Origin of the sequence: Phycicoccus sp. CSK15P-2 (assembly GCF_016888005.1) — a bacterium.
Classification (GTDB): Bacteria; Actinomycetota; Actinomycetes; order Actinomycetales; family Dermatophilaceae; genus Phycicoccus.
The window spans coordinates 28,997-54,558 of sequence record NZ_JAFDVE010000032.1 but is presented as its reverse complement, the minus strand read 5'-3'; the positions used below and the strand labels follow the sequence as shown (position 1 = coordinate 54,558).

General features: G+C 71.8%; 19 protein-coding genes. 6 read left to right on the top strand and 13 right to left on the bottom strand.

Features of this window, described 5'->3' with window-relative positions:
• Positions 1-58: 58 nt before the first annotated feature.
• Complete coding sequence (locus JQN72_RS17085) at positions 59-1,687, bottom strand: hypothetical protein (protein ID WP_204136344.1); 1,629 nt, start codon at positions 1,685-1,687, stop codon at positions 59-61.
• Between the two features lie 153 nt (positions 1,688-1,840).
• On the opposite strand from JQN72_RS17085, the gene JQN72_RS17080 reads away from it, so the two are divergent.
• From JQN72_RS17080 to JQN72_RS17065, 4 genes are all read left to right on the top strand, one after another.
• Positions 1,841-2,638: a glycosyltransferase family 2 protein gene (locus tag JQN72_RS17080; RefSeq protein WP_204136343.1), complete on the top strand. Its 798-nt coding sequence runs from the start codon at positions 1,841-1,843 to the stop codon at positions 2,636-2,638.
• Entirely contained in the window at positions 2,635-3,033 is a 399-nt protein-coding gene (locus tag JQN72_RS17075; RefSeq protein ID WP_204136342.1) for a DUF2304 domain-containing protein, read from the top strand. Before JQN72_RS17080 ends, JQN72_RS17075 begins: the two co-directional genes overlap by 4 nt.
• 2 nt (positions 3,034-3,035) lie before the next feature.
• Positions 3,036-4,655: a glycosyltransferase gene (locus tag JQN72_RS17070; protein ID WP_204136341.1), complete on the top strand. Its 1,620-nt coding sequence runs from the start codon at positions 3,036-3,038 to the stop codon at positions 4,653-4,655.
• A gap of 197 nt (positions 4,656-4,852) precedes the next feature.
• Positions 4,853-6,265 (top strand): hypothetical protein, encoded by a 1,413-nt coding sequence (locus tag JQN72_RS17065; protein WP_204136340.1) that lies wholly within the window; start codon positions 4,853-4,855, stop codon positions 6,263-6,265.
• A gap of 38 nt (positions 6,266-6,303) precedes the next feature.
• Here JQN72_RS17065 and JQN72_RS17060 read toward each other — a convergent pair whose 3' ends face one another.
• The 8 genes from JQN72_RS17060 to JQN72_RS17025 form a co-directional block, all read right to left on the bottom strand.
• On the bottom strand, positions 6,304-8,538 hold the full coding sequence (locus JQN72_RS17060) for a fused MFS/spermidine synthase (RefSeq protein ID WP_204136339.1): 2,235 nt from the start codon (positions 8,536-8,538) through the stop codon (positions 6,304-6,306).
• 135 nt (positions 8,539-8,673) lie between these two features.
• On the bottom strand, positions 8,674-10,122 hold the full coding sequence (gene ahcY / locus JQN72_RS17055; RefSeq protein ID WP_204136338.1) for an adenosylhomocysteinase: 1,449 nt from the start codon (positions 10,120-10,122) through the stop codon (positions 8,674-8,676).
• A gap of 149 nt (positions 10,123-10,271) precedes the next feature.
• Entirely contained in the window at positions 10,272-11,399 is a 1,128-nt protein-coding gene (locus JQN72_RS17050; protein ID WP_204136337.1) for a hypothetical protein, read from the bottom strand.
• Positions 11,400-11,513: 114 nt separating this feature from the next.
• A complete protein-coding gene (locus JQN72_RS17045; protein WP_204136336.1) occupies positions 11,514-13,238 on the bottom strand; it encodes a hypothetical protein in 1,725 nt (574 codons plus the stop codon).
• Positions 13,239-13,269: 31 nt separating this feature from the next.
• Complete coding sequence (locus JQN72_RS17040) at positions 13,270-14,064, bottom strand: GNAT family N-acetyltransferase (protein WP_204136335.1); 795 nt, start codon at positions 14,062-14,064, stop codon at positions 13,270-13,272.
• Positions 14,061-15,236, bottom strand: a complete 1,176-nt coding sequence (rffA, locus tag JQN72_RS17035) for a dTDP-4-amino-4,6-dideoxygalactose transaminase (RefSeq protein ID WP_204136334.1) — start codon at positions 15,234-15,236, stop codon at positions 14,061-14,063. The genes JQN72_RS17040 and rffA overlap by 4 nt, the downstream gene beginning before the upstream one ends.
• Entirely contained in the window at positions 15,233-16,243 is a 1,011-nt protein-coding gene (locus JQN72_RS17030; protein ID WP_204136333.1) for a glycosyltransferase, read from the bottom strand. The genes rffA and JQN72_RS17030 overlap by 4 nt, the downstream gene beginning before the upstream one ends.
• 294 nt (positions 16,244-16,537) lie before the next feature.
• The gene (locus tag JQN72_RS17025) at positions 16,538-17,263 is read right to left on the bottom strand and encodes a glycosyltransferase family 87 protein (protein ID WP_204136332.1); all 726 of its coding nucleotides are present in this window, start codon (positions 17,261-17,263) and stop codon (positions 16,538-16,540) included.
• Positions 17,264-17,741: 478 nt separating this feature from the next.
• On the opposite strand from JQN72_RS17025, the gene JQN72_RS17020 reads away from it, so the two are divergent.
• The gene (locus tag JQN72_RS17020; RefSeq protein WP_204136331.1) at positions 17,742-18,278 is read left to right on the top strand and encodes a YbaK/EbsC family protein; all 537 of its coding nucleotides are present in this window, start codon (positions 17,742-17,744) and stop codon (positions 18,276-18,278) included.
• Positions 18,279-18,341: 63 nt separating this feature from the next.
• On the opposite strand, the gene JQN72_RS17015 is transcribed toward JQN72_RS17020, so the two are convergent.
• From JQN72_RS17015 to JQN72_RS17005, 3 genes are all read right to left on the bottom strand, one after another.
• A complete protein-coding gene (locus JQN72_RS17015) occupies positions 18,342-20,141 on the bottom strand; it encodes a hypothetical protein (protein WP_204136330.1) in 1,800 nt (599 codons plus the stop codon).
• A gap of 107 nt (positions 20,142-20,248) precedes the next feature.
• Positions 20,249-21,403: an SIS domain-containing protein gene (locus JQN72_RS17010; protein WP_204136329.1), complete on the bottom strand. Its 1,155-nt coding sequence runs from the start codon at positions 21,401-21,403 to the stop codon at positions 20,249-20,251.
• Positions 21,404-21,450: 47 nt separating this feature from the next.
• Positions 21,451-21,657 carry a Trm112 family protein gene (locus JQN72_RS17005; protein ID WP_204136328.1) on the bottom strand — a complete coding sequence of 69 codons (207 nt, stop codon included), beginning with the start codon at positions 21,655-21,657 and terminating at the stop codon, positions 21,451-21,453.
• 139 nt (positions 21,658-21,796) lie between these two features.
• Here JQN72_RS17005 and JQN72_RS17000 point away from each other — a divergent pair, with 139 nt between their 5' ends.
• A complete protein-coding gene (locus JQN72_RS17000) occupies positions 21,797-24,823 on the top strand; it encodes a BTAD domain-containing putative transcriptional regulator (RefSeq protein ID WP_204136327.1) in 3,027 nt (1,008 codons plus the stop codon).
• A gap of 3 nt (positions 24,824-24,826) precedes the next feature.
• Here the strand turns inward: JQN72_RS17000 and JQN72_RS16995 are convergent, their stop codons facing one another.
• Positions 24,827-25,495, bottom strand: coding sequence for a CHAP domain-containing protein (locus JQN72_RS16995; protein WP_204136326.1), 669 nt, complete (start codon positions 25,493-25,495; stop codon positions 24,827-24,829).
• Positions 25,496-25,562: the final 67 nt, after the last annotated feature.

The window sequence follows — 25,562 nt, the reverse complement described above, 5'->3', positions numbered from 1 at the left end:
GACCCAGCGAAGCGAGGGGCGTGCCGACGCGCTCTGGCCGTTCGGGGGACCTGCGTTCTCAGCCAGGACGCACCACCACGATCGGGGTGACACACGAGTAACGCTCACGGATCTCCGGCACCGGACGGTCGGTGAGAACGGTCGGATCGTCCGCTTCCTCGAGAAGAGCACACTCCTCCTCGATGCTCAATGACTCCTGGGGAGTGCGCTCGTCGTGCTCCGGTCGTTCGGCATCCAGAAGGATGCGCGTGACGGTGTCGGTGACGAGCCGCCCGTCGGAGTGGACGACCTGCGCCCGGGCGGCCTCGGACGCTCCGAGCAGCCGGAGGACCGTGGCACCGTCCACGGTCGACCAGCCACCGGTGTAGGCGGCCGTCGGCCCGACGACCGCGTAGAGCAGAACGAGTGCGGCGGCCGCCCCGCCCAAGACCCTGAGCAGCGACGAGCCAACCGCGGCCGACCGGTCGACCCGGACAGCAAGCGCGACACCCACCACGGAGATCGACGGCAGAGACAGCAACGCCGTGTGCCACAGCAGCTTGCTCGGGTAGTAGGACTCCGGCGAGACTCCCACTCGCCATGCGAGGACCGCCCCGGTCACCGCGGGTACCCAGAGGAGACCCAGGAACCAGGGGACCTCATGGAGCCTCGACCGGACGGCGAGGACGATCGCGGCGACCAGCCCCAGCCCCAGGACGAGCCACGGGACGGGTGCGTGGATGTCGGCCTCGGCGGCGTGCCCCACCCCGACCCGGTTCACGACCGCGGCCATCGCGGGCCACGACGCTGCGACCGACCCAGCCCCGAGGACACCCACCAGCGCCCGGGCCCTTCCACGCGACCGGCGCAGCACCGATAACCCGGACCACGCAGCCGCCAGCCCGGTGACCGGCAGCAACAGCTGCCAGGTGTGCGCCAGGACGACACAGCCCGACACGGCGACCACGAACGCCCGCAGCCCGCCCGTGTCGACCAGCTGGTGACGGAGCACGGCCGCGAGGACGCAGGCACCCACGACGGATCCCTGGAGACCCAGAGCCTGGTAGTTCGCGAGGAACGGCGGCCAGAGAACGATGCAGCCCGCAACGAAGGCGGCGACGCCCGCTCCATGGGGAGTCGTCCCGACACGGTGCGCCAGCGTCGCCGCGAGCGCCGACGTCGTCAGGGCCATGCCGGCCGCCAGGAGCCAGACCAGCAGGGCGGTGAGGTCGATGACCTCGACGAGCGACCGCCGCGGATCGAGGCCGGCCGCGGTCCAGGTAGCGGAGAGGAGGGCATGCCAAGCGCGCGGGTACACCTCGGTCGTGTAGTCCAGCCCCCCATCGGCCTGGAGCTCGGCCGCCAGGACGACGTGGCGAACGTGGTCGCCTCCGAGGAACCACTCGTTCCGCGTCCCGGCGGGGAGCAGGCGCCCCGCGAGGGCATAGCCGATCATCAGCACCGTGGGGGCGGCCGTCGCGAGGCTGGGCACGGCGCCCCGGACGGTCACGTCGGGCGGAGCCGTGCGGGTACGCAGACACCATCCGTACGTAGCCCCTCCGACACCCATGAACACCGCGACCACGGCCAGCCCACCTGCAGTGCTGGACAGTGGTTGCAGCGCGAGATCCTGCGCGCACACGAGGACCGTGACCACTGCCGCGAGACCGACGACCCCTGCAGACCCCACCCCGCCGATCAGGGCCATGGGATCGGCAGGCGATGCGCCCGGCTCACGGTTGTCCACGGTTGTCCCTCTTGCGCATCGTCAGGTCGGGTGGAGCCGCTCCCCCGGCGCCCGGGTCGAGCATACGGACACGCTCCCGAGGATGACCTGCGAAACGTCGCAAGGGTGGGCACAATGTCGGCGTCACCGAGCCACCGGAGGACCCTCGTGCACGGCCCTGAACCCGACCTGGTGGGCGCCGCCGCTCCGCGGCGCGTCCTCGTGGTGGTCCCGGCGCTGAACGAGGAGGCCACCGTGGGTTCCGTCGTGTCCGCGGTCAGGGCCACCTTGCCCGACGCCCACGTCTTCGTGGTCGACGACCACTCGGCCGACGGCACCTCGCGCGCTGCAGCGGAGTCCGGTGCACGGGTCGCACGCCTGCCGTACACACTCGGGGTCGGCGGGGCGATGCGCACCGGCTACAGATACGCCGCGCGATACGGGTTCGACGCCGTCGTGCAGGTCGACGCCGACGGCCAGCACGACCCCGAGCACCTCCCCGAGCTCCTCGACGGACTCGCCACGTCCGACATCGTCATCGGTGCGCGGTTCGCCGGTAGCGACCCGTACGCGGTCGGCTCGGCGCGCCGGTTTGCCATGCGGTTGCTCGCGTGGGTCGTGTCTCTCGTCGTCGGCACCCGGCTCACGGACGTCACGTCGGGGTACCGAGCCCTCGGCCCGCGGGCGATCGCCGTGTTCGCCGAGAACTACCCGGCCGAGTACCTCGGTGACACCGTCGAGGCACTCGTCATCGCACGTCGGTGCGGCCTGGCCGTGACCCAGGTGCCCGTACGGATGAGTGCCAGGGAGCACGGACGGCCCAGCCAGGGCGTGCTCGGGTCGGTGATGTACGTGTCCCGGGCCCTCGTGGCGATCGCCCTGGGACTCGTGCGCCACTGGGTCGTGCCCGCGGCTGCGAGGCGCGCCTCGTGAGGCCCGACGGCTACTGGCTCGGGCTCGCCGGCGGTGTCATCGTCCTCGTGCTGTCCGTGGAGCTGGTCCGGCGGCGCTACGTCCGGGGGCGCCTCGCCCTCGCGTGGGTCGTCCTCGGCGTCATCGCCGTCGTCTTCTCGGTGCTGCCGTCCCTGCTGACCTGGCTCACGGCGGCACTTCATGTCCAGGTGCCGCTCAACCTCGTGCTGTTCTCGGGAGTCCTGTTCCTCCTCGTCATCTCGATGCAGCTGGCCGGCGAGGTCGGGCGTCTCGAGGCCCGGACGAGGCGGTTGGCCGAGGAGGTCGCGATCCTGTCCAGCCGGCTGGACGACGGACACGAAGCCCCGCCACGGGCCACCTCCGAGCCCGGCTCGCCGCCGGCCGAGGACGACTGAGAGTGCGTGTCTCCGTTGTCGTCGTGGGCTACGGGCACCAGCCCACCCTCGAGACCTGCCTCGCCGCCCTACGACGCGACGACGTCGACCACGAGGTCGTCCTCGTCGACAACGGCATCGAACGACCACCCGAGGTCGATGGCGTGCACGTCGTCACCTCGCCGGGGAACCTCGGTTTCGCAGGTGGGGCAGTGCTCGGCGTCGAGCGAAGCAGCGGCGAGGTGCTCGTGTTCGTCAACAGCGACGCCGTGGTGGCGCGGGGGGCCGTACGTGCCCTCGTCGACGCTCTCGAGGACGAGACCATCGGCATGGTCTGCGGTTGCGTGACACTCGCCGACGACCCCCGCCTCGTGAACTCCGTCGGCAACCCGGTGCATGTCACCGGGATCAGCTGGGCGGGAGGGTACGGCGATCCGGTGGCGCAGCATCAGCAACCCTGTGACGTCGCCTCCGTCAGCGGCGCCTTCTTCGCCCTCCGGCGCGAGGTGTGGGACCGGCTCGGTGGGCTCGACCCCTCGTTCTTCATGTACTACGAGGACGCCGACCTCAGCCTGCGCTGTTGGCTGGCCGGGTTGCGGGTGTGCTACGTACCCACGGCCGTGGCGTCCCACGCGTACGAGTTCGGCCGCAACCCGCAGAAGATGTACCTCCTGGAGCGCAACCGGCTGACTAGCGTGCTCACCGTCTTCCCCTCATCCGTCCTCCGTCGTGTCGTGCCACTGGTCCTTCTCACCGAGCCGCTCATCCTGTTGGTGGCCGTACGCGATGGGTGGGCCCGAGAGAAGCTGCGAGCGTCCTGGTGGGTCGCCACGCACGGTTCCCGGCTCCTCGAGCGGCGCCGTGGGATGACCAACTCACCTGCCGCCCCGACCGCTCTGCATGGCGTCTTGACGACCCGCCTGACCCAACGACACCTCCGACCCCCGGCGGGACTCAGGCTGCTCGACACCGTGGTCACTCGCTGCTGGGGAGGCACACACTCGGTCCAGAGCCCACCGACGAGCACGGAATCCACGATGACAGCCGACGACCACGAAACAGAACCGCGAACCCGAGGGCGTGACTACACCGAACGGCTCCTCACGAGCGAGAGCGGGTGGCGGCGTCGGCTTGACGTCCAGCGGCCGTACCGCTGGAACCTGCGTCGCCTCGAGCTGGGGCGCTGTCTCGACATCGGCTGCGGGACGGGTCGCAACCTGGTCGGCCTGGACGACGGGTCGGTCGGGGTGGACCACAATGTCAGCTCGGTCCGGGTGTGCCGCGACCGTCGGCTGGAGGCCTACACGCCAGAGGAGTTCGCCGGTCGGCCGTGGCCGCCCTTCGACTCCCTGCTCATGGCACACGTCCTCGAGCACTTGGACACGGCCACGGGCGACGCCCTGCTCGAGCACTACCTGCGATACCTGAGGCCCGGCGGAAAGATCGTCGTCATCACTCCCCAGGAGCGCGGGTACGCTTCTGACCCCACCCACGTTCGATGGGTGGGCCCCGAGGATGCCGTCGCCATGCTCACGGGCCGGGGGTGCCGCCCGGTGGGCTCCTACAGCTTTCCGCTCCCCCGACCGGCCGGACGATTCTTCTACGCCAACGAGTTCGTGACGCTCGCGCGCGCTCCGGTCTAACCGGGGACAAACGGCCGACCCGGGCCCCACTCCCCAAAGCTCCCTTCCGACTATCGTCTGGGCTGTTGCAGCCGTCGGATCCGAACCGTGGAGGAACCCGTGCACTTCGATCACGGCCACTACACGGACCCGCGGCTCGTGGGAGCTCCTTGTCGGCGTCACGGCAGGACCGCCGCGACCAGCCCGGAGGGCGGTCGGTGAGTGTCGGCACCTCCTTGGCCGGGAACGGGGCCTGGCGCACACCCGGGTGGCTCCGTCTCGCCCCCTTGCTCGCCGCCCTGGTCGTCATCGCCGTTCAGACCGTCCGGCCCGTTGACGACCCCGACACCTGGTGGCACCTTCGCACCGGGCGAGAGCTCGTCAAGGACCTCGTCTTCGTCGGGCCGGACCCATGGAGCCCCTTCACCACCGGTGAATGGATAAGGCACGAGTGGCTCGGGGACCTCTTGATCTGGTCCGTTCACTCCGCGGCAGACCTCGCCGGCGTGTCCTGGCTCGTCGCGGCATTCTCCGTCGTGGCGACCACCACGACCTACTTCGTGTGCCGACGGCACGCTCCGGTCCTGGTCTCGGCCGCGGTCTCGGTCGTTGCCTTCGTCGGCATGTCCATGTCGCTGACGGCGCGGCCCCAGTCGCTGTCCTTCGCGTTCACCGTGCTCGCTGCCGGCGCCTGGCTCTCGACGTCCCAGGACCGGCGGCCCAGATGGTGGCTCGTCCCGCTCACCTGGCTGTGGGCGTGCGTCCACGGCTTTTGGATCGTCGCCCCCGTGCTCGGCGGCGTCGTCGTCGTAGCCCTTCTCCTGGAGCGCGCGCCATGGCGCGAGGTCTTGCGGCTCGCCGCCCTCCCCGTCGGCTGCGGGGTGGCGGCAGCCCTCACACCCGTCGGTCCGCGGCTCCTGCTCGCCCCGTTCCAGATCAGCCCTGTCACGGGCTACGTCGAGGAGTGGGACCCGCCCACTGTCGGAATGCCTGCGTTCGTCGCGACGGCGTTGATGGCCGCGTGCATCGCGCTCCTGAGGACGGTACGCGCCACGCCGACCTGGACGGAGGTGGGCATGCTCCTCTCCGCGGTGTTCCTGCTCATCATCCACGGCCGCACCGTCGCACTCGCGGCCGCCGTCCTCGCTCCACTGCTCGCGGCCGCGCTGACGCACCACCTTCCCCTGGGTCGGGAGCGGCTTCGACCATCCGAGATCCTCGCCACAGCGGCTGCCGCGGTCGTCGGCCTCGTTGTCGCGGGAGTGGCGGCCGTTGCCCAGCCGATGGCCTCCGAGGGCTTCCCGACTGCACTATCGGCCGAACTGGACGAGCTTCCTCGGGGCACCGTGGTCTGCAACGACTACTACACCGGAGGATGGCTGTGGTTCACCCACCCCACCCTCGTCCCGGTCATCGACGGTCGGACCGAGCTGTACGGCCCTGCCGAGCTCGACGCATATGTCCGCTTCATGGCGGGGGGAGCCGGCACCATCGACAGGGCGACCCGCCGTGACTGTGACGCTGCGCTCGTCGAGACCGGGTCGCCACCTGCCTCCACCCTCGCGGCGGACGGGTGGGCGGTGGTCTCTGCGGATGGGTGGTCCCTCCTCACCGCGCAACCCCAGAGGTGAGCGAGCGCCCCTCACTCACGCCGGGCGGGTCGGTTCGCTCAGGGCCCAGCCATGACGGACAGGACTGAGCTGAAGTCGTCCGTCCACTCGACCCGGGCGTCGCCCGCCGGTCGCCAGCCGTCCTCGTCACGCAGCGCCGCGGTCCACCGCTGGTTGGCGGTGACGAGCACCCAGCGCGACTCGATGGCAGGTGGCTCCGGAGTGGCGTCCAGCCCCACCGAGGCACTCCACCCGAGGTGGTCCGCGGCGTCGGCCACGACCGGCTCGAGGTCGAGGTACCGGTTGCTCACATGGACGAGGATCGCGCCGTCGGGGCCGAGCCGGCTCGCGTACGTGTCGAACGCCTCCTGGGTGAGGAGGTGGACCGGCACGGCGTCGGAGCTGAAGGCGTCGAGGACGATGAGGTCGTAGGCCTCCTCGGGGGCTGCGGCGATGCGCAGTCGACCATCGCCGACGATGGAGGTCACGCGGGCCGCGGAGTCCCGCAGGTACGTGAAGTACCGCTGATCCTCCGCGAAGGTGACGACCTGAGGGTCGATCTCGTAGAAGTCGTACACGTCCCCCGGGCGGCCGTAGGCGGCGATGGTGCCGGCTCCGAGGCCGACGACCCCGGCCCGCTGTGGTCGGAGCACGCTCATCGCCTGCCCCAAGGGACCGTTCCGGGCGTAGTACATCGTGGGCTCGCCCGGGTCCTCGCTCAGCTGGGTACCGTGGATCGTGCTCCCGTGCGACAGCGACCGGTCGCGTTCGGTCTCGGCGATGCGGTAGGAGCCGTAGAACGTGCGGGTCGTCTCGAGTGACCCGATCGCCTGGAACGCCGAGACGAAGGCGATGAGGAGCACCGCCGCGCCGACTGCGGGGACCGGCCGAGCCGCGGCATACCACGCTGCCCCCGCGAGTGCGGCGCCACCGAGGAGGAGCAGCCACCAGGTCCCGAGGGTCAGGGACGCGATGATGACGAGTCCGATGGCGCCGGCCGCGAGGGCCAGCGCGTGCAGCACCACCCCGGGCCGGGCTCCGTAGCGCCGGGTGAGCACCGTGCCCGTCGTCCCGAGCACCCCGACACCGAGCAGCACGCTGACGATCAGGCCACCGGGGTACTCCCACATCCGGTCGAACGCCACCGGCGCGACGAGCCCGTTGAGCAGGCCACCCACGGCACCCCCCAGCGCCACGACGAGGTAGAAGCGGGTGAGGTGCTCGACCGACGGCCGGGTGGCGGCGAGGCGGGAGTGGGCGACGAACGCGACGAGGGTGAGAACGGTGAGGTCGACGACGGCCCCGACGGCGACGGACAGCGACGGGCCGATGACGTGCACGACGAGGGCGAAGACTGCCGCGGCCCCCGCTGCACGGGCGAGAAGAGGGTTGACGACCCGGGAGGTGCGCGCGAACGCCACGACGAACGTCGCGAGGTAGATGGCGAGGGGTACGACCCACAGCAGAGGGACGGGAGCGATGTCCGTCGACAGGTGCGAGGTGACCGCGAGCAGGAGGGCGGACGGCAGGAACGCCAGACCGAGCCACGCGACCTGCTGCCGCACCGTAGGCGTCAGCACCCTCTGCGTCGCCGGGGCCCGCGAGCCCTCGGACGAGGGTGACCGCCGGCCGGGAGCGGTCCAGGCGACGACCCCGCACGCCCCGACGAGCAGCAGCAGGACGACGAGACCGGCCGACCAGGCGGTGCGCTGCTGCTGGAGGGTCAGGACGCGTTCGATGACGACCGGGTACGCGAGGAGGCCGCCGAAGCTGCCCAGGTTGCTCGCGGCGAACAAGAAGTACGGGTCCTCGGCGCGGGCTGCCGACGTCCACGAGTACCACCGTTGCAGCAGAGGGCCGGTCGTCGAGACGACGGCGAAGGGGAGGCCGATCATCGTCGCCAGGACCGCGAGGAGACGCAGGCTCGGCGATGAGCCGGTGTCGGCGACGACCGGCACCGTGACCGGCAGAACGAGCACGGGAAGGACGAGCACTGCGAGGTGCGCGCCGATCTGGGCACGACGGCCGAGACGCGTCGTGGCGACATGGGCATAGACGTAGCCGAGGAGAAGGACGACCTGGAAGAACAACGAGCTCGTGCTCCATACCGTCGCCGAGCCGCCGAAACGGGGAAGGACGATCCGCGCCACCATCGGCTGGACGACGAAGAGCAGGGTGGCGCCGAGGAAGGCGGTGACGGCGAACAGCGCCGTGACCGCCACCGAGGTACGGCCCACGGCGGGGGTGGCGACCGCCGGGACGCGTGCGACGGCCGTCTGGAGGTCGTGAGCCATGGCCTACACGGTAGGAGCCGCGCACGCCCGCATCGCCCGGTCCGGCGAGATCGGTCCGAACGTCGGATGCCGCTGCCCCGGCACGCGACGCGCCCCCGGACTCGCGTCCGGGGGCGCGTCAGGAGAACATTCCGGTCAGTACCGGTAGTGCTCCGGCTTGTACGGGCCCGAGACGTCGACGCCCAGGTACTCGGCCTGCTCCTTGGTGAGCTCGGTGAGCTCTGCCCCCAAGGCCTCGAGGTGCAGCTGGGCGACCTTCTCGTCGAGGTGCTTCGGCAGCGTCGTGACGGTCGGCCTGCCGTCCTCGTCGTAGTACTCCGCGTCCTTCCCGAACAGCTCGACCTGGGCGATGGTCTGGTTCGAGAACGAGTTGGACATGACGAAGCTGGGGTGGCCCGTCGCGTTGCCGAGGTTCATCAGGCGCCCCTCGGACAGCACGATGATCGAGTCGCCGTCTTCGAACGTCCACTCGTGGACCTGCGGCTTGATCTCCTGCTTCTGCACACCGGGGACCTTCGCCAGGCCGGCCATGTCGAGCTCGTTGTCGAAGTGGCCGATGTTGGCAAGGATCGCCTTGTTCTTCATCTTCTGCATCTGCTCGGCGGTGACGACGTTGAAGCAGCCCGTCGAGGTGACGACGATGTCGGCCTGGTCGACGACCGAGTCCAGCGCGGCGACCTGGTAGCCGTCCATCGCGGCCTGGAGCGCGCAGATCGGGTCGATCTCGGTGACGATGACCCGCGCACCTTGGCCGCGCAGCGACTCGGCGCAGCCCTTGCCGACGTCGCCGTAGCCCGCGACGACGGCGACCTTGCCGCCGATGAGGACGTCGGTCGCGCGGTTGAGGCCGTCGACGAGCGAGTGGCGGCAGCCGTACTTGTTGTCGAACTTGCTCTTGGTGACCGAGTCGTTGACGTTGATCGCCGGGAAGAGCAGCTCGCCGGCCTCGGCCAGCTGGTAGAGGCGGTGGACGCCCGTGGTCGTCTCCTCGGTGACACCCTTGATCTCGGCGGCGACCGTGGTCCACCGCTGCGGGTCGGACGCCATCGTCCGGCGCACGAGGGCCTTGAAGACGCCGAACTCCTCGGAGTCCTCGTGGGTCGTGGGCGGCACCTGGCCGGCGGTCTCCCACTCCTTGCCCTTGTGGACGAGCATCGTCGCGTCGCCGCCGTCGTCGAGGATCATGTTGGCGAGCTCGTCGCCGGGCCAGGTGAGGATCTGCTCGGTGCAGTCCCAGTACTCCTCGAGGGTCTCGCCCTTCCACGCGAACACCGGGACACCCTGCGGGTCCTCGGGGGTGCCCCGCCCGACGACGACGGCCGCGGCGGCCTCGTCCTGGGTCGAGTAGATGTTGCAGGACGCCCAGCGGACCTGCGCGCCGAGGGCGACGAGGGTCTCGATGAGGACGGCCGTCTGGACGGTCATGTGCAGCGAGCCGGCGATGCGGGCCCCGGCCAGCGGCTGGGCCTCGCCGTACTCCTCGCGCAGGGCCATGAGGCCCGGCATCTCGTGCTCGGCGAGGCGGATCTGGTGGCGTCCGGACTCGGCGAGGGCCAGGTCCCGGACCTTGTGGTCAACGGACATGCGGAAGCTCCTCGGGGGCAGCGTGCGGATGGAGTTGACCGGCGTCGCCCTTCTGGGCCGCGTGCAGTGCGAGGGTCATCACCCAAGCCGGTGGTGCGGCTCCAGGCTACCGCAGCATCTCCGGAGGACCGTCGCCGGAAGACCGCTGCTCACGGGTAGGTCCAGTCCCCGCCGAGAGGCACGAACTCCTCCACCCACCACCACGCGCCTACCTGGCCCAGTACGAGAACCAGCGCGGCGACGGCGACGGCCCACCGCCGACGAGCGAGGGGCACGGCTGCCAGGCCGAGGGGAAAGAGCAGCAGGAGGTAGCGCACGATCGACGGGGTGACCAGCGAGCCCACGACGAGGTAGACCGGGTAGACGGCGCACCACCACCGGACCACGGGAGGGGTCCACTCGGGGAGCAGCTTCACGGCAAGGATGGTCGTCATCGCGAGGAACAGGACGACGAGGACGGCGATCTCGGGATGCCGAAGCCCGGCCTCCAGGACCGACTGAGGCAGGCCGTCGGGAGCGAAAGCGACGTGCGAGCTCCAGTAGACCCCCACGTCACCGGCCAGCACCCCGGCGAGGACCGGCCAGAGAAGCACCCCGACCACCGCGGCGGCGAGCACACCGACGGCGCCTCGAGGGTGATGGCCTGGGCGAAGCCGACCCGTGGTCCACAGGTGTGTCGCGACCGCAGCGCACAGCGGCAGCGCGAGCCCCCTGGTCAGCGACAGCGCCAGAATGCACACCACCGCCCACCCGTCACGTTCCTTCGTGACGAACATCCACGACAGGACGAGCAGGAGTACGGCCAGACCCTCGGTGTAGGCGAGCTGGAACACCGGGCTCGCCGGCCACGCAAGGAGCGCCACGACCGCTGCCAAAGCCGCCGCGGCACTCCCGACGCCATGGAGCCATCGGCCGAGGACACCCACCGCCACCGTGGCGCACCCGAGGCTGACCGCGACGGCCACCGGTTCAGGAGCCAGACCGGTGAGCAGCACGCCTGCCCGGATGAGGGCCGGAAACAACGGGTAGAAGGCGAAGTACGCCCCGTCGGGGTTCCACGTCGTCTCCGGCGGGTACCCGTGCCCAGCTATCCAGACGTAGGCGTGGGCGTCCCACTGCGAACGCGCTTCAGCGCTTCCCACACCGGCCGAGTCGAAAGCGAGAGCTGCGATCGCCTGGTAGACGACGAACACCACCACGCACGCCATCGGCACGGCCCACATCCGGACGCGGAACGAGCAGGACGCACTCGTGCCCTCCCCCACTGACAGTCGCACCCCCATCACCCTAGATGGTCGGGTGCAGCCACGTCCCAGGACCTGTGGTCCCGAGGGTGCTGGTAGGCCCACCGTCCGGGCCGACCCCGCTCCACGTTCGAGTCGACAGTCCGGTCACTCCGGCGGGTCCGGGCGACACACAGCACGCTCGGAACGCTCGGTGGGACGGAGCACGTCGAAAGAGTCGAGCCGCCCGTACCACTCGGCCCGGAACCTCAGGACGCGGTCGTACTGTGCGATGGTCGCCGCGCCTCCGGACGACCACGCGTCGTACATCGTCTCGTCGCCTCCGCTCGGCACGATCAGCCAGGCCCGCGCCCGGTCCTCGCAGGACACGGACCTCAGAGCACGGGCCGCGGACGCGCCCCGCCCGGACCACGTCGTGTAGAAGTGCGCCCGCCCGAGGAACCGACCACCGAGAGCAATGGCGTAGCCGGCCCCCTTCCCACTGAGGTCCACCACCGGGGTGTCGTGGGTGATGCCGCCGGCGTCCGCCACCTCGCGGAGCCGCCGGACGTCGCGTGCGGTGGCTGCGGGGAGCGCGAGGCTCCCGCCTCCGATCTCCGTCCTCGTGGACGCCTGGCGGATGTTCGCCCCCTGCGATCCGTCGAGGAGGAGCACGGTCGTCATCACAGCCACCACGACGGTGACGGCGAGCGGTGCGACGCGGCAGGCCGCGTCGGGCCACCTGCCGTCGGGCCGCGGGGCTGCGCACGAGGCGAGCATCCCGACGAGCAGCACCCAGAACGCCACCGCCTGCCCGGTCAGGGACGGCAGACCGCGGTTCGAGCCCACCGAGAAGGCGTAGGGCGCGGCCGCGAGGATCATCGCCGTCGAGCGGACCGGCGTCGACATCGTCGACCAGCGAGTCCACAGGAGTGCACCGCCCACAGCCGCCGTCAGGAGGCCCAGCTGCAGGATCAGGAACCCCTGTGTGGTGGGCGCAAGCAACACCACCGCGAGACGAGCCACCAGCGCGGCGGTCACCACGAGCACACCCATCGACACGAGATCCCCGAGGAGCCGCGGGAAGAAGACACTCGCCCCGACCGCGAGGAGCCCGGCGACGACGAGGGGGAGGCCGAAGACGAGGAGGGCGGTCGGGCGGAAGGCACTGAGCCCCAGCGCCTCTGCGAGCCCTCGGTAGGCGTCGAGATCGTCGATGACCTCCACTCCTCCGCTCAGGTACTCGACCACGCCCCACGGCGTCATCCGAGCCACGAGGCACACGACGGCGGCCGCCGCGAGCGCCCCGACGACACCCCACGACAGCGCGTGCCGGTCCACGCGCCGCCAGACGGACCACACCACAAGGCCGACCAGCAGGGCGGCCGCGGTGGTCGGCTTGCCCACGAAGGCCACCACCGTCGCGCCACCGACCATGACCGCGCCCGAACGCCGATGCCCCCTTTCCAGCCGTGCGACGCCCCAGGCCACACCGAGAAGCCCCAGCACCGCGACCGACCGGTAGCTCAGCACCCGCACCTCGAGCAGGAACACCAGCTCGGAGGCCGCGGCGACACCCACGACGACCGCCCGACCCCGGGGCCGACGCAGCGCATCCGGGCCGACGAGAAGCAGGTGCTCACGGGCAGTCCCTGCCGCCACGGCCGCGACGAGGAGGAACCCGAGTACCCGGAACATCCCGATGTCGTACCCGACGGCCGCGTACAGCGGGTTGACGAGGAAACCGAAGAGATACACCTCACCCGCACCACGCGACGCATCCGGCTCGCGCACGAGGCGCAGGACGTAGCTCTCGTCCATGAGGTCCAGACCACGTCCCGCGGTCGCGAGCAGCGCGACGAGAACGGCGGCAGCAAGAACCGTCCCGGCCACGGCGGGGAGATCCGGGTGACGCCGACCTCGGTCAGGTGTCCGCATCGTCGGCCGGGGTGCGGGTGAGGTGCACGGTCTCGAAGGCGGCGAAACCCCGGAAGCCCGCGCGCGCCCAGACCGCCTGCACGGGACGGTTCCACTCCTGGGTCGAGATGACGACCCGGTCGAAGCCGAGCGCCTCGGCGTGCGACAGCAGGCCGTCGACGAGCCGTGAGTACCAGCCCTCACGGCGACGAGCCTCGACCGTCCCGGCGAGGTCCACCTCGAGGGTCTGTCCGTCGGCCAGCGGTGTGGTCGTCGCGAAGGCGGTGACCTCGTCACCGTCCACGGCGACGACGACGTGCTCCGGGCGGGTGTCGATGCAGCGCCGGGCCCACTCGACGTAGCCGGCGAGGACGTCCTCGGCCGGGAAGCATTCGCTCGCCTCGTAGTGGTTCCGGTAACCGCGGAAGGTCTCGGCGGTCGCTTCGGCGACGGCGTCGGCGAGCTCGGGCTGTGCAGACAGGGGAACCACCGCACTGTCCGAGCCGACGGGCGGGGAGGCGAAAAGGTCGGCCCCCCAGTAGGCGAGCCGGTCCGCGGGGACGACGGTCATCCCGGCGTCGGTGAGGTGGTCGGCCACAGCAGCCGCGTGCAGAGGCCAGCGCACGACGGCGATTCTCACGTTGAGGCGCTCCCAGTGCCGCATGATCTCGCGCGCCGCACCCCGGACGTCGTGCTCCTCGGCACGCACCGACATCCGAGCCACCCGCATCCCGAAACGCCGGGTGTCGTAGACGGACAGGGCACCCATGACCCCGGTCCCCCCGAGGCTGTCCCAGCTCATGCCTCGGAACGGTACGCCGAGACCGCGTCGACCACTCGCGCGACCTCGTCGTCGTCGAGACCTGGGTGCAACGGGAGCCGGACGATGCGGCCGGCGACGTCGGCCGACACCGTGCACGGGACGGGAGTCCGGCCGAGCCTCCGGCCCGCAGGCGAGGAGTCGAGGGGCTGGTAGTGGAAGACGGCCGAGATCTCCTGCTCACCGAGATGGCGGATGAGCCCGGACTGGTCCTCGGGGGTGGGCGCGAGCACGTAGAAGACGTGTGCCGGGTGCTCGTTGCCCTCGGGAACGTGCATGAGGGTGACGCCCTGCTTCGCGGCCCAGGGGGCGAGCTCGCGGGCGTACCTGTCCCAGACCTCGTGGCGCCGCGCCTGGACGCGGTCGAACGCCTCCGACTGCGCGACGAGGACGGCCGCCGTCAGCTCGCTCGGCAGGTACGAGGAGCCGACATCCTGCCAGGTGTACCTGTCGACCTCTCCGCGGAGGAAGCGCGAACGGTCGGTGCCCTTCTCCCGCACGACCTCGGCCCGCTCGAGCATCACGGCGTCGTTGACGAGCAGCGCCCCGCCCTCACCACAGGTGATGTTCTTGGTGTCGTGGAAGCTCTGCGCCGCGAGAGCACCGAAGGTGCCGAGTGGACGCCCGCGCCAGCGGGCTCCGAGCCCGTGGGCGTTGTCCTCGACGACCGCGATCCCGTGGTCGTCCGCGAGGGCGACGAGGTCCTCGATGTCGGCCGCGACCCCGCCGTAGTGGACGACGAAGATCGCCTTCGTCCGCGGCGTGAGGGCTGCACGGACCGCCTCGACGTCGAGGCCGAGAGTGTCCGGGCGGACGTCGACGAACACCGGCGTCGCGCCCCGCACCGCGATGGCGGTCGCGGTCGAGGTGAACGTGAAGCTCGGGCACACGACCTCGTCACCGGGGCCGAGCCCGAGGAGGATCGCCGCGAGCTCCAGTGCGTGCGTGCACGAGGGAGTGAGGAGTGCCCCCGGGACGCCGGTCAGCTCGCGCAGCCACGCGCTCGCCCGCCGGGTGAAGACCCCGTCGCCGTGCCACATGGGTGACGCGAGTACCTGGGCCAGGTACTCCTGCTCCCGGCCCGTGCGCAACGGTGCCGTGAACCGGACCGGAGCCGCCGTGCGCCGCACTCCGGGACGGGGCAGACTGCTCATCGCCGGTGGCCCGTTCGTGCGTCGGTCACGCAGTCGCACGCAGCGCCCACGCCGGACGCGGCGAGCCGCTCGGGGCGGATGACGTACGCCGGACGCTGCATCGAGCGGACGTGCAGCCGGCCGAGGTACTCGCCGACGACGCCGAGCGAGAGCATGAGGGTTCCGGACAGGATGCTGAGCATCGCGACGACGGTCGTGAACCCGGCCACCTGGATCCGACCGGTCCAGTACATGACGAGGACCGAGGCGAGGGCGACGAGCCCGAGCGTGGAGACGGCCAGCCCGAGCCAGGTGACGAGGCGCAGCGGGAGCACGCTGTAGCCGGTGACCATGTTCGCCGCGTGGCCGAGGAGGCGCCGGACGGTGTAGCCCGACTCCCCGTCGACCCGACGGTCCATCCGCACCTGCGCTCGGCGGACCCCTGTCGTCGCCCAGGAGAGGACGACGTCGAGCGAGACGAACGGGTCGGTGACGTGCGCGAAGGCTTCGCGCAGGTCGGTGCGAAAGGCACGGAAGGCGCTGACGTCACGTGCGTTGGGGACACCGGCCACGGCGAGTGCCGACTTGACGGTGCGAGAGGCGAGCGAGCGCACCGCGCCGTGCTCCTCCTCCACCGGCACGCCGTACACGAGGTCGACCCGGGGGTCATCGAGCGGCGCGAGGAGTGTGCCGAGCTGGTCGGGACGATGCTGGAGGTCGTCGTCCATGGTCACCGTCACGCCGTAACGTGCCTGGGCGACGCCGGCGATGAGCGCGTTGTGCTGTCCGTAGTTGCGTCGGAGCTCGATCACCCGCACGGTGTCGCGCGCAGCACCGGCCACCTCGCGGGCGACCGCCGCCGTGGCATCGGGCGACCCGTCGACGACGAGGAGGACCTCGTGGTGGGGGGTGAGCGCGGACAGTGCCGGGAGCAGCTGGTCGACGAGCGGTCCGAGGGTCTCCTCGGAGCGGTAGCACGGGACGACGACGGTGACGCCGTCCCGGACCGCGTCGTCCAGGGAGCTCATCTCGCCCCTTCCGGCGTCGTGGGTAGGACCGCGCCTCGCGCGCGGGAGTCACTGAACGGTATTCAGGGACCCCCGTGGGGCGAAGACCCCGGAGGGGAGTTCTGACCGTTCGGAGGACCCCCGGACGAGCCGCCCACGAACGGCGGAGGGCCACCCCGGACGGAACGGCCCTCCGCACGCCTTGCGGAACCTCAGCAGCGAGTAGGGCTCCGGCTCGTCCTGGCCGGCCACGTGGACTCGCCCTTCTGGGGCAGCGCGAGAGCCATCACCCGAGCCGGTGGTGCAGTCCCAGGGCTACCTCTGCGGCCGTGACGCCGTCTCCGGCCCTCGGAGGCGGGAGAGTCGTGGAACCGCCGTCAGCATGAGAAGCACTCCGGACGACCACAACGGCATCGCGAACATCATGGCCACGGCCAGAGTGGTCGGACGGGCTCGCAACGCACCCCACACGGTCAGCCCCACGGCCACCGGTAGGCGGATCCAGAGGGGCAGGTAACGGATGTGCGTATCAGAGCTGGCCAGCAGGAACTGCCCCCAGGCGAACCACAGTCCGGGGTCGGCCACAAAGGACAGCGTCAGCACGCCGAGAGTCGCTCCGACGGCCCACGCCGCGTGGCGCCACTCTCGGCGAACCACGAACCACAGGACCCCCACCCCGGGCACCACCTTGGTCAGCAGTGGGAACGCCCAGAGGCACGGGCACCGGAACCCGAGCACCGCCACGACCGCGAGCAGAGGTTCGATGTTCCCGATCGCCACCGCCGGCGGTATCACGTACAGCAGGACGGGCCATCGCCAGCTGTGAGGAAGCGGCCACATGAGCCAGACGAGGGCTGTCACGAGAAGGGCCGACCACACGACGAGGAACACCGGCCACGACAACAACGTCACCGGGTACAACAGCTGGGCAAAAGCAGGCGAGTAGTTGTAGGCGTCGACCGACCCCGGCCCGGCCCCGTACAGGTCCTGGTTCCACGCGTTCCAGTACGCATGGGCGGAGTCGGTACCGATGTCATCCATCAGAGGGACCCAGACCAAGAGAAGCGCCGGTACCGCAGCGACCCACAGCGCGTCCCGGGCGGCCCTGGACAGCAGGGCACGACCGGTGAACCGGTCAGTGGGACGTGGGTCGGCTTGGTCCGGGCCGAGGGTCGGCTCACTCACGGGAGGTGTCGCCCGTGCGGGTGACGGGGAGCAACGGGTCGGTGAAAGTCTCCCCCATCGCGTCCTTCCTCGTCTTACCGCTCCGCCCTGGTCTCCTCGCTCGACGAACGGACCTAATCGCTCGAGGACAGTCGCACCTCCACCACCCTAGATGGTCGGGCACGCCCAGGCGTCACGATCGCCGACACGAGGGCCCCATCCCCGGAGAACCCACGGAACGGGTCCGGGCTCGGCACGCGCATCAACGGCGCCCCCAACCGGTCGAACCTCCAATCGGCGCTCCCGGCGTCGACGACGACGCCGGGAGTAGCTCCGTTCACCTACCGTGGCCAACATGCCGACATCCCGCGGACGCCTCGACTGGATCCCCGCCTCCGCCCGCCCTGAGCTACTCGCACCGCCGGTTGCCGCGGCGGCAGGCTCAGTACCGGGAGCGGAGGTCGCCGAGATCGACCCCGCCCTCGCCGACACCGCCGCACTCTGCGACGCCTATGACGTCGCTCCGGGCGCCAGCGCGAACTGCGTTGTCGTCGCAGCCAAGCGTGCCGGTGTCACGACCTACGCCGCCGTGGTCGTCCTCGCGACCCACCGGGCCGACATCAACGGTGTCGTCCGGCGTCACCTCGGCGCGAGGAAGATCTCGTTCGCGCCCCACGACGACGCGGTCGGGCTGACCCGCATGGAGTTCGGTGGGATCACCCCGGTCGGTCTGCCAGACGGCTGGCCGGTGCTCGTCGACGACGCCGTGGTGGACGCCGGGGAGGTCGTCATCGGGAGCGGACTGCGCCGCAGCAAGATCCTCGTCCCCGGTGCGGACCTGCTGCGCCTCCCCCACGCCGAACGTCTCGTCCTGGCAGCGCCGTCCCCCTGAGTCCCGCCCGCCTCCCACCCCGACGACGTGGGGCGGTCGCGGTTCCGGAGAGTCGCGGATGCGTCATGCGTGGGGGCACCCGAGCACCTGGCCGACGTGTTCGGTCGGCAGCAACACGCGCACTGTCTGGCTGCGGACGACCGCCCCACCGTGCGTAGGGCGGAAGCGCCCGATCTCGGTGTAGTCGGTATCCAGGTTCAGACCCCATGCCTGGACCGCTGCGCTGACATCCAAGGGGTTGTGCGACGCGACCAGCACGACCGCCTCGGCCCGGTCGCGGCAGCTCTCGCGTTCCAGCCCCAGACGCGCGCCGCGATAGGCCCCGTCGAACGTCCCGAAGAACGACGCCCTCCCCAGGGGACGGGCCCCCAGGAGCAGCTCGTAGCCTGCGCCGTAGCCGGTCAGGTCGATAGCCGGGCGATCCGTCAACGACGCGTTGCGGGTCATCGTGGACAGCTCGGACACCAGCTCGGCGCTGTCCGGCTCGAGCCAGAGCGACCCTCCGAGAACCCGTGACTGCACCGTGTCCTCGCGAAGGCTGATGCCCTCCTCGCGGTCCGCGAACCAGGCCACCTGCACCGCCACGGTCGTCGCGGCGAGCCACAGCGAGAGAGGAAGGAGCAGTCCGCGACCCGGCGGCCACTCCCGAGCCAGGAGGAGCCCGGCCGCCATCACGGCCAGGGCCCAGAACGCCGCGGCCTGGGTCATCGTCTGGGCGAAGTTCGTGTTCGTGCCGACTGTCGCCGCATAGGGCAGCGACAGGAGAAGGAGCACCACCCCGACCGCACGCAGGCGCCGCGGACCGCTCGCGCGATGCACCGACACGACCAGGAGCAGCGCTGCCGCGATGCCCCACAGGAAGGTCCACTGTTGGACCTGGCTACCGTACCCCTGGGCCGACAGCAACACCACGGCCAGGACGGCGGCGACCGCGGGGGCCAGGATGCCCATCCCCACCTGGAGGAGGGCTGCCCGACGGGGGTCGTCGCCCCTCCGAGCGGAGTCGTGCAGAGCCAGGAGCAGCGGGAGCACCAGCAGAGGCCCGAACACGAGAAGGACCCGGGCGGATACGGGCGCGAACCCCAGCATCGTCCACCACGACGAGTGGGTCCCCGAGGCGGACACCATCTCGAGTCCACCCTGCAGGTACGCCACGACTCCCAGAGGCGAAAGGCCCGAAGCGACCAACACAGCGGAGACAGCCACGATCGCCCCGAGAAGCCCGTACAGTGCCGCCCGGCCGACGAACCTCGGCTCGCCACGCCCTGCGACCGCGAGGGCGACGACCACGCCGGCTGCGAGCGCCGAGGGCGGCTTGCCGGTGAAGGTCACGACGAGAGCCGCACCCACCAGCAGGCCCCACTCCGGACGGGCACTCGCCCACATCCGGCACACCCCCCACACGACGACCAGCAGGGCGATCACGACGACTACGCGGTAGGTGGGCACCCTGCCTGCTCCGATGAACGCCATGGGGGTCGTCGCCGCCACCACCGCCGGCGCCATCCGTGACCACCACGGTGTGACCGGCACCTCCTCGGATGCCAGGAACGCCCCGACCGCTCGTGTGGCCGCCACCGCCGCGAGCACAAGCATGAGGAAACCGACGAGCCGGAGCAGCGCGACGTCACGGCCGAGCGCCACGAACACGGGGTGCAGGAGGAACTGGAAGAGGAACACCTCCCCCGCAGCGTACGAAGCGTCCGGACGGTCCACGAGGAGCAGCGTGTACGACTCGTCCCAGAAGTCCAGTCCGCGAGCGGCGCCGGCCGCCAGCACGATGAGGCTCGTCATCGCGCTGGCGACGACCGCCCCGGTCCCGAGCGCACCCGTGTGGACGCCGTCTCCGGCAGAACGTGACATGACCTTTCCCTCCCCGGCCCATGCCAGGACCGCGGCCAGGGTACGCGCTCGGCCGACACCCCACTCGCGCGGGTCGACATCAGCGCGCCGGATGGGCCCGGAGGAGGTCAGGACGTCCGGTCGCGCAGGTCCGTGACGTGACGGGAGACCGACGGGTCGAGCCCGAGCCCGAGCGCCAGGTACGTCGCCGCGAAGTCGGTGAGCGCGACCAGGGACGCGAACCGCTCCACGGGATGTCCCGGGCGGGCCTCCTGCTCGAGGACCACGGCGCCGGAGTCGCGGGCCGAGGCCAGCACGGCGTCGCCGAGAGAACGGGCGTCGGGGTCAAGATCCGGGTCGCGCAGCGCCAGGAGGCCGAGTCGGGGCACCGCCGGGCCGTCGAGGTAGGGGTCGGCGAAGATGTCCCGCTCGGCACCGACACCGGGTGCCTCGAGGCCGCTGCCGAACGGGCCGTCGAACGTGGCGACGAGCGCGGACGCGGCGTCCGGCAGCACGCCGTGGACGGCGGGTACCCGCGACGTGCGCGCGAGCATCTGGGCGGCGCGGGACGCGGCGACCCCGGCGAGCGCGCCTTCGCCGAGGACGACGGGGACCGTGCCGTCGAGCCCGGTGGCGAGCACCTTGGCGGGGTTGACGAAGGACTCCGAGGTCGGACGGCACTCCTCGGCGACCTCGTCGAGGACGTCGGCGGTGCGCTCGAGGACGTCTGTCGGGCAGGACGCGAGGTCGAGGACGTCGGCGGCGCGCAGGACCGGGGTGAGGAGGGACCACAGACCCGTCCGCGACGACGGGGTCGGGAGCGCTGTCTCGACATGCACCCCCCGGGCCCTGGCGGCGACCTCGGCGAGCGGCGAACCGGCCGCACCCACGGTGAGCAACGATGCTCCACGCCGGGCCGCTTCCGTCGCCAGCGTGAGGGGCCCGCCCGCACGGCCCGACTGCGAGACCGCGATGACGAGGTCGAGCGGGCCGACCCACCCCGGCAGCGGGCCGTCGTGCCGGCAGAGGACGGGGACCGGCGAGCCGGGCTCGGCGAGGAGGTCGAGGACGTCGCCGACGACGGCCGACCCACCCAGCGCCGCGACGAGGACCGACCGCGGCCGCTCTCCCCCGCCCACCCGGCCGATCCCGGCCTCGTCGGCGGCGACGAGCGCCCGGCGCACCTGGGCACCCGCCCCGGCGACCGAGCGGAGCGCACCGCGGGAGTCGAGGGCCGCGAGGGCGTCGGCGTCGTCCAACCGGGCTTCGTCGACCCAGGGCATGGGCTCCGACCTCCTCGACGTGGAGCGGATGGTGGGCGCGCGGGCCCTCAGGCGGGCCGACGCGCCTCGTCGACGAGGAGGACCGGCACCCCGTCGTCGATGCGGTAGGCCAGGCCACAGGCGTCCGACACGCAGACGAGCTCGGGACCGGCGGTCCCCTCGGCGTCCCGGAGCTCGCTCCGGCAGCCGGGGCAGCGCAGGATGTCACGGAGCCAGGGCTCGAGGTGCGAGGGCGGGACGGCGGGCTCGGTCATGGGGTCCTCTCGGGGCGTTCGGCGCGTCCCCGATCCTCCCACAGGCCGGGCGGGGAGGGCTCCCCGCGGACTCCTGTTGATGTCCCCCGCCCACGTGCCTAGGGTCACCAACGAGACATGGGCAGGGAGAGGACGACACGTGCAGGTGGAGATACTCGGTCGGGTACGGCTGTCCGGTCCCGACGGGCCCGTCCGGCTGACCGAGCTGGAGCACGGCCTCCTCGCCCTCGCGGCCCTTCGCGGGCGGATCGGGGTCGACTCGCTCGGGGAGTGGCTGTGGGACGGCGACCCACCGTCGTCCGCACGTAACCGAGTCCAGTCCCTCGTCTCCGGGATCCGGCGCAAGGCCTCCACCGACGTCCCCGTCATCGTGACGGACGGCCGGGGCTACCGCCTCGGTGACGCCGTCGACATCGACGTCACGAGCTGGACCGACGAGGTCGCCACGGCGCGGGCGGAACGCGTCGCCCGCCCCGGGGTGGCGCTCGTCCACTACGACCGTGCCCTGGGGGTGTTCCGGCACGAGCCGCTCCAGGGCACGCCCGACACCGGTGCCGTCGAGGTCGAGCGGAGCCGGCTGTCCCAGGAACGGCTGTCGGTCCTGGAGGAGCGGCACGACGCCGCCCTGCGGGCCGGAGCCCTCGACGGGCTCGTCGCCGAGCTCGACGCCCTGACGGCGCAGCATCCGTACCACGAGGGCTTCATCGCGCAGTTCATGCTGGCCCTTGCGGCGAGCGGGCAGCAGTCCCGGGCCCTCGAGGTGTTCCGCGCGGCGCGCACGCGGCTCGACGAGGAGCTCGGGGTGCGTCCGTCCGACCAGCTCACCGAGGCCCAGCGCGTCGTACTCTCCGGCGAGGCGGACCCACCGGCTCCGCGGACCGTCGGCGAGGAGGTGCTCGTGGCCGTCCACGGCCTGCCGGTACCTCGGACCCTCCCCCGCCGACCGCCCTCCTTCGTCGGGCGCGACGACGAGCTGCAGGAGATCCTCTCCGCCGCGGGCGAGGTCGACCGGGACGCGGTGGTCGTCGCGGTGACCGGGCTGCCCGGCTCGGGGAAGTCCGCCCTGGCCCTGGAGGCCGGGCACCGGCTCCGGGACGCGTTCCCCGACGGCGCCCTGTACCACGACGGCGCGAACACCCCGGGCGGGCTCTCGGTCGACGCCGTCATCGCCTCGTTCCTCCCGCTCCTCGGCGTGCACCCGGAGGCCGTGCCGTCCGACCCCCGCTCCCGCGCCGGTCTGTTCCGCTCGCTGCTCGACGGACGTCGGATGCTCGTGGTCGTCGACAACCTCGTGTGCCCCGAGACCGCAGCGGAGGCCGGCGGCTGCGTCCTCTCCGACCTCCTCCCGGCAGGCCCCGGCGGGATGGCGATCATCGCGTCCCGCAAGACGGTGCCGGGTCTGTCGTCGACCCGCCGCATCCGGCTGCGCAGCCTGCGCCCCGGACCGGCGAAGGGGCTGCTCGAGACCCTCGTCGGGCCCGAGCGGCTCGCCGAGGAGCCCGAGGCCACCGCGGACGTGCTCCGGCTGACCGGGCGGATGCCGCTCGGGCTGCGGCTCGTCGCGGGACGGCTCGCGCAGCGGCCCGACCTCACGCTCGCGGACGTCGCGGACCGCCTCGTGGAGCCGGCGGCGGGTGACGGGTCTGACGGCATGGCCGCCCTGCGCGACGGCCTGGACCGGATCCTCGCCGACCTCGCCCCGGCCGCGCAGTGGGCGCTCGAGGGGATCGCCCACCTGCCGATGGACACCGTGAGCGGATGGGTGCTCGGTGCCGCCCTGGACGACGTCGCCACCGGCGACGCCGTCCTCGACGTCCTGGCCGAGACCGGCCTCGTCGAGACCGTGCTCCGTGAGGGGCACGACCCGCAGTTCCGGCTGCACGACCTCGTGCGGGCGCACATCCGCGCCCGGACCGACGGCGACCCCGCTGTCGCCGGGCGTCTCCGGACGGGGGCGGTGCGTATCGCGCAGGCGGCCGTCGTCCGGGCGGGGGCCCTGCTCGGCACCCTGCCCCAGCGCTTCATCCCACCCGCGCCACGCCCCTCGGACCTCGAGGCGGTCGCGCCCACCCGGCCGGTGCGAGCCGGCCGGCGGTTCTTCCGCACCGAGACCCCGATGCTGCTCGCGCTGGCCGTGGAGCTGGCGCCCGACCACCCACACCTGGCCTGGCGGCTCCTCTCCGACGCCGCCCTCGGGACCGCGGCCGCCACCGACGTGCACGCCTGGTTCGAGGCGGAGCAGCGTGTCCGCCCGCACCTCGCCGACGCCGACGAGGACGGCAGGCTCGGCAGTGCCCTGCTGCTGTTGTGCCGGGCCTGGCTGCTCCAGGATCGCCGCTCCGCCTCCGGCGAGGCCGCGGGACTCGCCGAGGACGCCCATCCACGGCTCGTGGCGCTCGGCGCCCACGCCGCTGCGGCGGCCGCCGCGCTCGTCGTCGCCCAGGCCGCGACCTCCACTGGTCTGCGGGCCCGGGCGGAGGAGGCCATCGCCACCGCCGATGCCTCCCTCGCCAACGCGTCCGACCCCGTGCTCTCGGGCTGGTCCGCAATCGCCCGCGGGACGGTCCACAACGACTACGACGAGGTCCACGACGCCGCCCGCGAGTTCACCCGTGCCCGCGAGATCCTCGTCGGCACGCCGCACACGGTCGCCTTCGCCCTCGCGACCCTCGAGCTGTCCCGGGCCCGGCGCAGGACCGGCGACCTCGGGGCGGCGACGATCCTCATCGACGAGGCCCTCTCGCTGCTCGACGACGTCGGAGCCGTGCACATGTACTCGTACGCCCTCGACGCACGGGCCGAGGTCAGTCTCGCCGGCGGTCAGGCGCCTCAGGCCCTCGATGAGGCCGGACGGGCGCTGGAGCGCGCCCTGACGTCGAGGGACGCGTTCCTCGGGGCCCGCGCGCGCCGCACCTACGGCCGCGCGCTCTTCGCCCTCGGCCGTCTCGACGCCGCCGAGGCGGCGCTGCGGCAGGCCGTCCTGGACTTCTCGGAGCTCGACCGGCCGCTCAGCGTCGCCTTCAGCTACCAGGTCCTCGCGGCCGTCCTCGACGCCTCGGGCCGTCCGGACGAGGCACGCGCCGCGCGGGTCGAGGAGGTCGCCGCATCGCGCCGGGCCACCGCCGCGAGGCCGGTCGCGCAGCGCCGGAGCCCGGGCCCCGCCTGAGCCTCAGTGCCGCGAGGTGTACCCGCGGAAGGTCTTGCCGGCTCGCGCCGGCCCGCCGGCACCCCAGGTGTAGATCTTCTTGGCGATCTCGTCGCCGTCGACGTTGCCCTCGACCGTGACGATCTTCCGCGTGCCCGGGTAGACCTTGACGACCAGGCCGACGTGCCCGGTCCACGACGAGTCGTCGTCCTTCCACACGAGGACGTCGCCCGGCTTCGGCAGCTTCTGGTCGGCCCCGGTGTACGGGTGGAAGAGGTCCCGGACCTTCGGGTCGGTGGCCCAGGCCTGTGAGCTCTCGTAGTTCGTCGGGATCCTCGGGTACACCGACGGGTCGGGCATGGTGTGCCCGGTCCACATCGCTGCGACGAAGGATCCACACCAGGAGTTGCCGTTGTAGTCGTTGAACACCACCCGGTTGTCGTTGCTGCCGTCCAGCTCCAGGACGTTGCGGTTCTTCGCCGCACGGACCGTGCTCTTGTGGATCGTCTCGGAGCCCGCGACCTTGAACTTCCGCGGGTTGTTGAGCGCCTTGTCCGCGCGCGTCACCGTGTCCTGCCGCAGCGCGGAGAGGCCGTCGGTCGTCGGCAGCGGGTCGGCGACGGCGGGTGCCGCCCCGCAGAGCGCGACGAGCGCGGCTGCTGCCGTGAGGGCGAGGGGGTGGCGACGGGGCATGGCGGTCTCCTCGGTCGGTGTCGTGCCGGACGCTCCGACTCTGGTGAGCCGCGCTGCGCGAGCGCTG